This is a genomic window from Mycobacterium shunyiense (genome assembly GCF_058270075.1).
Genome location: NZ_JBZDPU010000026.1, coordinates 18302 through 30198 on the forward strand (window position 1 = coordinate 18302; position 11897 = coordinate 30198).

General features: G+C 67.8%; 12 protein-coding genes. 2 read left to right on the top strand and 10 right to left on the bottom strand.

Features of this window, described 5'->3' with window-relative positions; genetic code table 11:
• Positions 1-195 precede the first annotated feature (195 nt).
• Positions 196-1413, top strand: a complete 1218-nt coding sequence (locus tag AC4ELH_RS26665; protein WP_498887725.1) for an NAD(P)/FAD-dependent oxidoreductase — start codon at positions 196-198, stop codon at positions 1411-1413.
• An 18-nt stretch (positions 1414-1431) separates the two neighbouring features.
• Here AC4ELH_RS26665 and AC4ELH_RS26670 read toward each other — a convergent pair whose 3' ends face one another.
• From AC4ELH_RS26670 to AC4ELH_RS26680, 3 genes are read right to left on the bottom strand one after another with little or no spacing between them, the layout of a single operon-like run.
• Complete coding sequence (locus AC4ELH_RS26670; RefSeq protein WP_064885277.1) at positions 1432-2799, bottom strand: NAD(P)/FAD-dependent oxidoreductase; 1368 nt, start codon at positions 2797-2799, stop codon at positions 1432-1434.
• A 10-nt stretch (positions 2800-2809) separates the two neighbouring features.
• Positions 2810-3979, bottom strand: a complete 1170-nt coding sequence (locus AC4ELH_RS26675; RefSeq protein WP_448448710.1) for an RNA polymerase sigma factor — start codon at positions 3977-3979, stop codon at positions 2810-2812.
• A complete protein-coding gene (locus AC4ELH_RS26680; protein ID WP_064934612.1) occupies positions 3979-4386 on the bottom strand; it encodes a YciI family protein in 408 nt (135 codons plus the stop codon). The genes AC4ELH_RS26675 and AC4ELH_RS26680 overlap by 1 nt, the downstream gene beginning before the upstream one ends.
• A gap of 232 nt (positions 4387-4618) precedes the next feature.
• Between AC4ELH_RS26680 and AC4ELH_RS26685 the strand changes: the two genes are divergently transcribed.
• Positions 4619-4855: a hypothetical protein gene (locus AC4ELH_RS26685; RefSeq protein WP_064885309.1), complete on the top strand. Its 237-nt coding sequence runs from the start codon at positions 4619-4621 to the stop codon at positions 4853-4855.
• Positions 4856-4923: 68 nt separating this feature from the next.
• Here AC4ELH_RS26685 and AC4ELH_RS26690 read toward each other — a convergent pair whose 3' ends face one another.
• The 7 genes from AC4ELH_RS26690 to cynS form a co-directional block, all read right to left on the bottom strand.
• Positions 4924-6483, bottom strand: a complete 1560-nt coding sequence (locus AC4ELH_RS26690) for a threonine/serine exporter family protein (protein ID WP_064958763.1) — start codon at positions 6481-6483, stop codon at positions 4924-4926.
• A gap of 64 nt (positions 6484-6547) precedes the next feature.
• Entirely contained in the window at positions 6548-7204 is a 657-nt protein-coding gene (locus AC4ELH_RS26695) for a class I SAM-dependent methyltransferase (RefSeq protein WP_448448709.1), read from the bottom strand.
• Between the two features lie 184 nt (positions 7205-7388).
• Complete coding sequence (locus AC4ELH_RS26700; RefSeq protein WP_448448708.1) at positions 7389-8420, bottom strand: DUF2278 family protein; 1032 nt, start codon at positions 8418-8420, stop codon at positions 7389-7391.
• A 120-nt stretch (positions 8421-8540) separates the two neighbouring features.
• Entirely contained in the window at positions 8541-9464 is a 924-nt protein-coding gene (locus tag AC4ELH_RS26705) for an extracellular catalytic domain type 1 short-chain-length polyhydroxyalkanoate depolymerase (RefSeq protein ID WP_064885314.1), read from the bottom strand.
• 195 nt (positions 9465-9659) lie between these two features.
• Complete coding sequence (locus tag AC4ELH_RS26710; RefSeq protein ID WP_498887729.1) at positions 9660-10673, bottom strand: alcohol dehydrogenase catalytic domain-containing protein; 1014 nt, start codon at positions 10671-10673, stop codon at positions 9660-9662.
• A 75-nt stretch (positions 10674-10748) separates the two neighbouring features.
• Positions 10749-11405 carry a maleylpyruvate isomerase N-terminal domain-containing protein gene (locus tag AC4ELH_RS26715; protein WP_064885289.1) on the bottom strand — a complete coding sequence of 219 codons (657 nt, stop codon included), beginning with the start codon at positions 11403-11405 and terminating at the stop codon, positions 10749-10751.
• Between the two features lie 9 nt (positions 11406-11414).
• On the bottom strand, positions 11415-11882 hold the full coding sequence (gene cynS, locus AC4ELH_RS26720; protein ID WP_055114307.1) for a cyanase: 468 nt from the start codon (positions 11880-11882) through the stop codon (positions 11415-11417).
• Between the last annotated feature and the right edge of the window lie 15 nt (positions 11883-11897).

The window sequence follows — 11897 nt, forward strand, 5'->3', positions numbered from 1 at the left end:
AACGTGGCGCCGTGCGCTTCGGTCATCTATCCGGTGGTCCTCTCTCGATGCACCCGCCAAACTCCTTCGGGAGTCAGGGCGGTCCGTGCATCGTCGCATACCGCCTCGGTGGCGCGCTGGGTTGGAGCGCCGCCGGCAGGACTTCTTCGAGGCGTCCGGACGACCCCGGTGCGCCCCGCGTGGCAGGCTGAATCCGTGTCTCGGGTACTGGTCGTCGGATCGGGTTTCGCCGGGCTGTGGGCAGCGCTCGGGGCCGCCAGACGCCTCGACGAACTCGGAACGGCGGCACAGGGCGTGCAGATCACCGTGGTCAGTGAGCGTCCCTTTCACGACATTCGCGTGCGCAACTACGAGACCGATCTCGACGACTGCCGAATCCCTCTGCACAAGCTGCTGGATCCCGTCGGTGTGGATCACGTTGTCGCCGAGGTCACGGCAGTCGACGTCGAGGCCCGGAATGTCACCGCACTGCAGGATGGCCGAACACGCGTCATCGGCTATGACCGGCTGGTGCTGGCCGCCGGCAGCCGGGTCGCACGACCGAATGTTCCCGGGCTGGCCGAATTCGGTTTCGACGTCGATACATTCGACGGTGCCAGGCGCCTCGCCGATCACCTCGACACGTTGGCCGCCAATCCGCAGATCTCGGGCGCCGGCACGGTCGTCGTCGTCGGAGCGGGGCTCACCGGTATCGAGACCGCGTGCGAACTGCCCTCACGGCTCTCCGCGCTGTTCGAAGGTCGCGTCACACCGAAGGTCGTGCTCGTCGATCACAACCCGCAGGTCGGCTCGGATATGGGCGACTCGGCGCGTCCGGTGATCGAAACCGCATTGTCCGACAACGGAGTTCAGGTGATGACCAGTGTCGGCGTGTCCGCTGTCGACATCGGTGCCGTTACCTTGTCGTCCGGCGCGGTGGTACCGGCGGCAACCGTGGTGTGGTGTGCGGGAATGCGGGCCAACCCATTGACGGCCCAACTGCCGGTGACGCTGGACCGGTTCGGTCGACTGCCCGTCGACGAGTACCTCCGCGTCGAGGGTGTGCCCGCGGTGTTCGCGGCCGGCGATGTGGCCGCCGCGCGGATCGACGACAGTCACCCGTCGGTGATGTCGTGCCAACACGGCAGGCCGATGGGGCGCTACGCCGGGTACAACGTGATCGGCGACCTCCTCGACCAACCCATGCGCGCGCTGCGAATCCCCTGGTATGTCACCGTTCTCGATCTCGGTCCGGCCGGCGCGGTCTACACCGAGGGCTGGGACCGACATGTCGTGGCAACCGGCACGGTGGCCAAGGCCACCAAGAAGGCCATCAACACCGAACGGATCTACCCGCCGTTGACGGGCGATCGTCAGGCCCTGCTTGCAGCCGCCGCACCCGACCTTCAGACCAGGCCGGCCAAAGGCGGGTAACGCCCGCCCCGGCAGGTCCTAGCGGTCGTTTCCGTCCGGCGTCGTCTCGGCAGGCGGCGGTGTCAGCGCGTCCCACGTGGTCCACGTATAGCGCTGCTCGGGCAGGCCGGTCGCGCCGAGCATGAACGCCCGGTGCCCACGGTTCTCGCGGGCGATGGTGGTCAGCCAGGTGGTCACCGTGCTGACGCGGTTGCGTACGCCGGTGAGGAACGCGATATGGATGAAACCCCAAGCCAGCCAACCGAAAAAGCCGGCCAGCTTGACCGGGCCGACCTGCAGCAGTGCCTGTCGGCGCGCGATGTAGGCCGCCGAGCCGAGGTCTCGGTAGCGGAACGGCCGCCGGGGTTTTCCGGCGAGTTCCCGGCGGACACACGAGGCCACGTGGAGCCCGCCCTGCATCGCGTTCTCGGCGACGCCCGGCAGGTTCTCCCGGCCGGCCAGATCTCCGATCACGAAGATCTCAGGACGGCCGTCGATCGAAAGATCAGGCCCCACAGTGATTCTCCCACTGCGATCGGCCTCGACTTCCAGCACCTGGGCGAGGTGCCGGGCAAATGGCACAGCTTCGACCCCGGCCGTCCACAACACGGTTCGGGCCGCGTACTGCTCGTCGGGCCCACCGGACTTCGGGGTGACGGTCACCCCGTCCCGGTTGACGTCGGTCACGTGGACTCCCATGTGCAGTTCCACGCCCAGTTTCTGCAGCGACTTCGTCGCCTTCTCCCCCAGCTCGGAGCAGAAAGCCTTCAGCACCCGTTCCCCGCCGTCGAACAGCAGCACCCGGGCTTCCTTGGGCTCGATGCTGTGAAACTCGTGAGCCAAGGTGCGCGTGGCCATCTCGCGGATCTGCCCGGCCAGCTCGACCCCGGTCGGACCGCCGCCGGCGACAGCGAACGTGAGCCAACCGTCACGCTCGGGGCCCGCTGGCAGTGTCTCGGCGATCTCGAAAGCCGTGAAAACCCGTTGCCGGATGTTGAGTGCGTCGTCGAGTGTCTTCATTCCGGGCGCCCACTCCGCGAAATGTTCTTTGCCGAAGTAGGACTGCTGCATTCCCGCGGCCACGACGAGGACGTCGTAGTCGAGGGTGAACGTCGTCTCATCCGGCCGGCGGGCCGTAACCCGGCGCAACTCGGGGTCGATGTCGATCGCGTCGCCAAGCAATGTGGTGACGTTGCGGTGACGCTCGAACTCCTCGCGCAGCGGTCGGCTGATCTGGCCGAAGCCCAAGGTCCCGGTGGCGCATTGGTAGAGCAGCGGCTGGAACAGGTGTCCCGCCGCCCGATCGAGCAGGGTCACGTCGACGTCGACTCCGCCCAATCGACGCGCACAGAACAGCCCGCCGAATCCCCCACCGATGATCAACACTCTCTTCCGACTGTTGCCCACAACTAGGAGGTTAACCGTCGTCGCCAGAAATGCGACCGTGCAGCGCGGATGCGCGCAAGGTGAGGTGGTTGCGCTCGGCCAGCGAATGCGCCTCGGCCGCGGCCTGCACGTACAGCCGTGCCGCCGTTGAGATGTCCCCTGCCCGCTCGTGAAGGTAGGCCGCCGCAGCGGTGTGGCGCGGCAACGCCGGGTCCAGTTCGGCGAGCGCGGCCAGACCTGCCTGCGGCCCATCGGCTTCACCTAACGCGACTGCGCGGTTGAGGCGTACCACCGGGCTGTCGGTGAGTGCGACGAGTTCGTCGTACCACTCGACGATCTGCACCCAGTCTGTCTCCTCGGCGGACTGGGCGTCGGCGTGCAGCGCTGCCACCGCCGCCTGGGCCTGATACTCCCCGAGCCGGTCGCGTGCCAGGGCGGCTTGCAGGACGTACACGCCCTCGGTGATCAGATCGCGCCGCCACAACGTGCGGTCCTGCTCCGCGAGAGGAACCAGGGTCCCGTCGGACCGGGTACGCGCCGGGCGCCTGGCGTGGTGCAGCAGGAACAACGCCAGCAGACCGCCGACTTCCGGATCGTCGGTGGTTCGGGCCAGCTGACGGGCGAGCCTGATCGCCTCGGCTGCCAGGTCGACATCGCCGCTGTAGCCCTCGTTGAACACCAGATACAGCACCCGCAGCACGGTGCGCAGGTCGCCGGGACGATCCAGCCGAACGGCGGCCACGGTGCGCTTGGCACGGCTGATCCGTTGCGCCATCGTCGCTTCCGGCACCAGATAGGCCTGCGCGATCTGGCGGGTGGTCAGGCCTCCGACAGCCCGCAGGGTCAGGGCGACAGCGGCCGAGGAGGTCAGGTTCGGGTGCGCACACAGGAAGTAGAGCTGCAAGGTGTCATCCACCGCGCCGGCCGGCCCGGCGGCCGGCTCCGCAGAAACCCTGGCCTCACGGTTGCGCCGAGCAGCATCGGATCGGGTGAGGTCGAGGAACCTGCGCCACGCCGTGGTGATCAACCAGCCCTTGGGATCGTCGGGCCGCCCGTGCGGCCAGGTCTCCCACGCCCGGACCAAGGCCTCCTGCACGGCGTCCTCTGCCGTCGCGAAGTCCGCACCACGGTGGACGAGGGCGGCCAGGACACCGGGAATCAGATCCCGGAGCCTGGCCTCGTCCACCGCACCGGGCGCCATCAGTCGGTGACAGTCGGTGGGGCGGTCAGGAACGGGCGCACCTCCAGCCACTCGTGGATGGGCCGCCCGCCCGCACCCGGTGCCGCGGACAGTTCTCCGGCCAATGCGACCGCGCGGTCGTAGGAATCGACGTCGACGACCATCCACCCTGCGATCAGGTCCTTGGTCTCGGCGAAGGGGCCGTCGGTCACCGGTGGCTTGCCCTCGCCGCCGTACTGGACCCACGTGCCTTCCGGGGCCAGGGCCTGGCTGTCGACGTACTCACCGCTGTCCTTGAGCCGATCCGCGAAATCGTTCATGTACTGGATGTGGGCCTGGATCTCGTCCGGGGTCCACTGGTCCATCGGAATATCGTTGACCGACGCGGGGGCACCTCGGTAGTGCTTGAGGAACAGGTATTTGGCCATGGGATTCTCCCTTCGGATTCGCAACCCGGGTTGGTCGCTCACAACGGGGACGGAGCCGTCACGATGTTCTCGACATCGAGGCCCTAAATATTTCTGATCTCATGTCAGGCCACGTCACACGGGTCCAGGATGACCTATAGGCCCGTCGTCCGACCTCAGGTGCACAACCGATCAGTTCGATTGGCTAAGCTTCGACTATCCAAGTTCAGATTCGAGCACCGAGGTGGCATTCATGTTCCTGAGCAAGGCAGCCGTGGCGACCTTCGCGGCCGCAGGCCTGATCGGGGCCGCACTCGGCCTCGGCGTGGCCACCGCGAGCGCCGATCCCGATCCGAGCCTCCCGCCGCCGCCGAACGCGCCGAAGAAGCCGGCCGAGACGTGGCAGGGTCACCCGATGGTCTGGTGGAACCTGCCCGCGGGCGGTCACTGGGGTGTCTGGGTCAACGGCGACTTCCTTCCGTTCACCTGATCCCGCCGGGCCCGACGGCCCGATGACGTCGACGGGATCGGTTACGGTCGGTACGCCGATCGCCTGACTCAGCTGTCGGGCTCTGCGGTCTCGTCGTCCTCGGGCTCCTCTGCCGGGGCTGCTTCCAGGGGGACGCTTTCCGCGCGCGGAGTGCCGACAGCCGACGTGTTCTCGGCCGGTTGGAGGCGGACCACCTGGCCCACCGCCCGGCGCAGGCCGGGCGGTCCTTCTTTCCGGAAGAACTCACCGATGCGTCCGGCGCGGTACCGCAGCGGGGAGCCGAGCAGCTCACCCATCACTACGCCGCTGCCGAGTGCCAACGCCGTCGCTGCCGCGCTCAGCAGGTGTGCGAGCCCCTCTCCGAACTTCTCGTCCACGGCGAACGCGAACACCGCCCAGAACACCGAGAGGCCGGGCAGCATCGGCATGATGCCGGCGGTCGCCGTCACGAGCGCGGGAGACTGCCGGCGAATGGAGATCAGCGTCGCCAGGAAACCGACACCGACAGCCGCGATCCCGGTGGCCGCCCACTGGCCGAAGCCGGCCGTCCCGAGCCCGATCAACGTCAGCTCGGCCAGCCCCGCTGCCAACCCGGCGGTGGGCAATGACCGCAGCGGTGCATAGCTGGCCATGGTCAGGCAGATCCCGGCCAGCGCCGCACCCACGACCGCCAGGACGATCGGCAGCGGTCCTCTCGGCGTGATGAAGGTGCCTGCCGTGTTGACGTGCAGTTCGATCTGGATCCCCAGCAGGGTGGCGGCCTGCAGGGCACCGGTGATGCCCACGACGATTCCCGCGGTGAGAAACACGGCGTCACCGAGTCGCGCGACCGCGGTGACCATGTAACCGGTCAACGCGTCCTGCACGGCACCGACCAGCGTCATCCCGGACAGCAACAACACGATCCCGGTGGCGACGAGCGCGCTGAGACCCTGCCCCGTGTAGCGGTAGGCCGCCAACGCGATCAATGTCGCAATCGCCGCGCCGACCGCGTGCTGAAAGAAGAACGGCGTGCCGATCCGATTCAGCAGACGGCCGACCCGGTCGATCAGCGCAGCCGTCACGGTGGCCAGCAGGCAGGTCAACCAGTTGCCGCCCAGCAGCATCGCGATACCGAGCGCGAACCCCGCCCATCCGGCGGTCGCGAGCCACCGAGGGAACGGATGCGGGCTCTCGGTCAGCTCGTCCATGGCCTCGTGCGCCTCGTCGACGGTGATACCGCCGGAGGTGATGCGCCGGACCAGACGATCGAGTTCGGCCAGCCTGGTGTAGTCGGTGGACCTGGTCCGCACCGCCCGCATGATCGTGACCGGAGGACTGTCCGTGGTGGGCAGTGCCGACACGATGATGGTCGCGACGGTGATGTCGACGACGCAGTCGGTCAGCCGGTACGCCTGCGCGACGTCCTGGGTGGTGGCGACGACGTCGGCGGTACCCGACCCCGACGAGAGCATCACCTCGGCGAGCCGAATGGTCAGGTCGAGAACCTTGCGGGTGTGCACATCACCCATGCCGGCCGACGCGCGACTGCGCCGGCCGGCCACCGGTGCCGGATCACGACGTCCACGCAGGGCCATGCGCAGCCCGCCACGCAAGCGGTCCCTGCCGTTCAATCCTTCCTCAGCCATTTGTGTGCAGCGTAGTCATGAACCGCCGCGGGCCGGTGGAAGCCGGGCTGCCGGTCGGTTCAGGTCACCCGGCGCGGTCGGCAGCCCGGATCACGTCGGACCCGACGAAGGTGAAGATCTGGGCGGCCGGTGTCACCGGTTCGGGTGACCCGGTGAAGCGGTGGGCTCCGACGCCGTAACTCACATCCGGCTGCGACACCCAGACCAGATCGAAACCGCGCTCGTCAAACCAGTTGAGGATCAATGGAATCCGGTCGGGAACGGTGCGGCCGCGAGTCCACAGCACCGTACCGCCGGTTCTGGTCAGCTGAGGCAGGAAGCCGATGGTCCGCTCGATGTCCTCATCGGTGATGTTGCCGAAGATGCCGCACGCCACGACGATGTCGGCGGGGACCAGGTCCTGGTACTGGTCGATCAGAGCGGCGTCACCCGTTACCACCTCGACCCCGGTCAGCCCGTACCGGTCCACGGTTTCGGCGGCGATCTCGGCGTTGCGGGGATCCAACTCGACCAGGCGCGCCCGAACGTCGTCGCGTCGCGGATGGTCGGTCAACACCTCGAGCAGATCGCGCCCCTGCCCGGCGCACAGGCTGACGACCCGCAGCGGGCCTGCCGGAGCCTCGTCCAGCGCCTGCCGGATCAAGGTCTGCACCGCGCGAAGCCGGTGTGCCAGTGCCGAATCCGGCTGGTCGTAGTCGTCGTGCCAGCTGTGCCAATCCACGACCGAACCGTAACGCCACGGTGCTGTTGGTGGCGCCGCCCGCCGGCGGCACCATCCGAAAGTGCTTGATTGCGCCCTGCTTCGCGCAGGGTGAATCACGCAGGTAACGAACGGTATTCGGTCACACGAGCGGGTGCCTTCGGAGCGCGGCGAGAGTTTACCGCGGCGTGATGAATACTGGCGGCTAACGCTGGAACCGCACGTAGCGGTCCACGGCGGCCGCATCGCCTCGGGAGTACGTGACGCTGTCCACCTGGGTGCCATGATCATCGACCAGCAGAAGGTTTCCCCCGGAGTTGCCGAGCTGTGCGCCTGACCCGTCGAGCACGACGACTGCCGATGCACCACCGGCCAGGTCGGCATCCAGTTTGCTCTCCCGACCGTTGCGGTCGACCAGGCGCCAACCGTGCAGTGACACTGCCTCGGTGGCGTAGTTGCCGATCACCACCGCTTCGTGTCCGGGGTCCGGGCCGGTGGGATTGATCAGCGCCCGCTCCAGATACGCCAGGCCCGGGGTCACCTCGCCACCGCCCCCGGCCGCCCCCACCAACCGGGAGAGGGGCTGTGCACCCGGTGCCGCGTCGCCCTGTGGGTCGGTAGGTACCCGCTGGGTCTGGAAGGCGAGCAGGATGCCGACGACACGATCGGGAAAGGCCAGCAGAAGACCGCCGTCGTGGAAGGCCCCGTTGTCCCCCGCGTGCGCGCCGACATTGCCCTGGTTCATGTGGATGTCGTGAACACCATGCAAACCGTCGGTGTTACCGAAGTCGGCATCGATCGGCTTGTGCAGGTTGCGGTCGAATTTCGCACCGAAGGCATAGAGTTCGCCGCCGGCGGTCTGGCACTGGGTCAGGTACAGGCTCAAAAGATCCTGCAGGTCATCTGCATTCGCGTTGCCACTGGGCGGAAGCGCCCGGCCGAGCGTGAAATCGAACAGCGGCGCCTTGACGTAGTCCAACGAGGACGCTGACGTGCCGGGGGTGACAGAGAAGCCGGACGCCACCGCGGCCAGTCCGTTGACGACGGGATGTCCGACCAGCGGATCCACCACCCAGAAGACGACCTCGCTGCCGTCGTTGGATTCGACGTTGACCGCGACCCGCCACGGTTGTCCGGAGTCGTCAACCGCCCGGATCTGCAGGTGCGGGGTGGACTGCCCGTCTTCCCTGACGAACCGGTCCGGTCGTGCGCGCAGAACCCCATAGGTGATCGCCATGATCGACTCCTGTCGTTTCGGTGCCGACACAAGGACTTTCATGTGCCTGCATCCGCAGAAACTATCGGCCCGGCGTGGTGCGGACACGCGTAGCGGACTACCCGAAACGGAGAACCGCGGTCATCTGCCGTGGGAGGCGAAGAACTGCCCGGACGCATCCGAGGCGTCGAAGGCGTGGCTGGCTGCCCCGACAGACTGCACGGGAAGGATCTCGGGTACGCCCGGCCAGGTGTGCCCGCCCCCGTCGACCCGCATGAACACCACCGATGTTCCGCCGGCACACCCGTCGGAGGCGATGCGGTGGGTTTCGGTGCCGTCGCCCGTGCTGGGCAGCACCTCGTCCGACGGAGCCGGGCAGCCGTTGATCTGACGCCACCGGTCCACCATCGCCGGCCCCGACACCACGGTGCTGCCTCCGCCCCGCCCCGTCATCGGCCCACCGTTGAAAGGCACGACAGGGTCGGCCGTCCCGTAGGTGGCGAGGACCGAAACGGGCCTGGACGGATTGCAGCCGACATTTGTCCCCAGCGTGCCGGCCACCGGGGCGATCGCGGCGAACAGGTCGGCGCGATCACACGCCAGTCGATTGGCCATGAATCCACCTGCCGACAAACCCGTGGCATATACCCGGCCGCGCGGGATGCCGTTCTCGGCGACGAGGCGATCGACGAGGGTCGAGATGAACCCGACATCGTCGACCCCTTGACGGTCGGGCACCGAGGCGCCGCGGCCGTCGGCCCAGCTGTAATCGATGCCATCGGGGTAGACCACGGCGAACCCGTGGGCGTCGGCCACCCCGTCGTAATGGGTGAGCGCCGCCTGATCGGCTCCGGTCGCGCCGGCAGCGTGCAGATTGACCACCAGCCCGGATGGTGGGCCCCCGGCCGGTAGGTGGAGCCGGTAGGTGCGCATCGTGCCGCCGAAATCGATCTGCGCCGACGGTAAGGGCGCAGCCCACGCGGGTGTTGGCGCGGCCGCGCATCCCAAGAGCGCAACGAGCGCTACGGACACCACTGTTCTGAGCCGTCCCGGCGTGAAAAGCACCGGGGCAGAGTAGATATCACGGGCGAACTCTTGGGCAACGCCAGGTGACCTACCGGAGAAAACCCTGCCGGCAACCGTCGCCATCCGCTTCCACGCCATTCCGGCCCCCACCGATTCGTCGTCCAGCAAACGAAGTTCCGACGCTACCTGTTCGCTGTGACCAGTGGGGCGAGAAAACCGGATTTCGACCGTCGATCAGATGGTCAGGACCATGCGGTAGCGCGCCTGTCCCTGCTCCATGGCGGCGTAGGCGCTCGACGCCTCAGCCAGTGGGCGCTCCTCGATCCGGGCCCGCACCCCCGACAACACCGCGAAGTGCATGGTCTCTTCGACGTCACGTGCGGTTCCAGACGGGTGCCCGGAGATGGTCAGCGCGGGCTGGATCAGTTGCACCGGGCTGATGGGCAACGGATCGGCCGACACCCCGATCGCCACCAACTCGCCGCGGGGCGCGAGTCCGCCCACCGTCTCGGCCATGGCCTGCGAATTCCCCACCGTTGCCAGAACCACCGCCGCGCCGCCCAGGTCCCGCAGGGCTGCGCTGACGTCGCCTGCGGTCGAGTCGATGTAGTGCCGGGCCCCCAACGTCCGGGCGTCGGCTTCTTTGCCGGGGCCGCGGGCGATCGCGACGGTCTCGAAACCCATCGCGCTGGCGAACTGGAGCCCGAGGTGTCCCAACCCGCCCACGCCCAGGACCGCGACCACGTCGCCGGGCAGGGCCCGGGTGTGTCGGAGCGCGTTGTACGTCGTCACCCCGGCGCACCCCATCGGAGCGGCCTCGGCGAAGGACAGTTCGTCGGGTATCCGCGCGAGCGCGTTGGCCGGCACCGTCACGGATTCCGCGTAGCCGCCCGGATAGTGCAGGCTCGGCACCTGACCCTTCTCGCAGACGATGAAATCGCCCTTCCGGCAAGGAATACAGACTCCGCAGTGCCCGCCGAACCAGCCGATCGCCACCCGGTCCCCCACCTCGAAATCGGTGACGCCCGCGCCCACTTCGGCGATGGTGCCGGCGATCTCATGGCCCGGCGTCACCGGCCACGCGATGCCCGGGAATCCGCCGTTGAGAATGGCTCGATCGGTGCCACAGACCCCACAGGCGGCCACGGCGACCCGGACCTGTCCCCGATCGGGCGAGAGGGTCTGAGCGTCAACGAGTTCCAGGGTGCCGCCAGCTGACTGGACGTGAACAGCTCGATGAGTGGCCATTTGAATCCTTACTGTCACCGTCGGGATGTCTCGCCATCATGGACCGTCGACGGCCCGCTTGGCCAGGGTCTGCGCTCAGCCCAGGATGAACGGCAGCTGTGCCGCCGTCTCTCCGAGAGCGGTCAGCTCCAGGTCTGTCGGCGCCCGCCTGCCGGTCCCCAGCCGGAGGGTGTCGTCATCGGAGAACTCCGCGGGGAACCGCGCGCCCGTGATGTCCCCCAACATCGCGCGTGAGCGGGCCAGCCCCGCCGCCGGTGGGCTCGGTACCCCCGGCAGGTGCGCGACCAGATCAAGGTGGTGCAGTGTCCATTCCAGGACGTAGGCGTCGAGGTAGTCGCCGACGGTGAGAACCTGTCCCTGCGTGCCCACCCGAGCGTGCGGGTCGGCAAGGTCAGCGGCTCGTTCCGCGGCCGAGCCCACGTCGTCGAGATGAAACTTGAGCAGGGCCGGATCCCCGTATGCCGCTGCCAACCTGACGGTCAGCGCGTCCAAGGGATCCTTGCCCGTCGGAGGCGTTCTGCTGACCTCCCAGTAGGTCAGCGCGTTACGGGTCGATTCGGCGTCGGTCGGGGTGACCAGGGTGATCAACACATCCTGGGCATCAATGACGAGGTGGCACACCAGATCTCGAACCAGCCAACCGGCACAGCCGGAGGGCTGAGCGAAATCCTGGGGATCCAGCGCGGCCACCGCAGCGCGCAGCGCCGCCCACGAGTCTGAGAACTGGCCCACGACTGCAAACTAGCAGCGGACCACTCGCTCGGCCGCAGTCCAGTCGTAGGGCAAGAATTTGCCGTCGAACGTCACCACCACGCGGTCTCCGGCAGGGTGCGGCTTGCGCTGCACATCGACGCTGAAGTTGATGGCGCTCATGATGCCGTCACCGAACTGTTCGTGGATGACTTCCTTGAGCGCTCCGCCGTAGACCTGGAGCGCCTCGTAGAACCGGTAGATGGTGGGATCGGTGGGCACGGCCGTCGGCAGTCCACCTCGCATCGGGACCGCAGCCAGTACCGGAATCACCGACTCGTCCAGCCCGAGGAGGTCCACGATGATCCTGCCGGACTCGGCCGGTACCGGATGTTGCCCGAGCAGGGCGGACACCGTCCACACCACGGGTCGGTCGATGGCGTCGGCCAGCTGCTGCCACGTCAGGCCCTTGGTCAAACGGGCTTCTACGATCGCGGCGGTGATCTCGTCTCTGCTCATACGAGCCAGCATGCC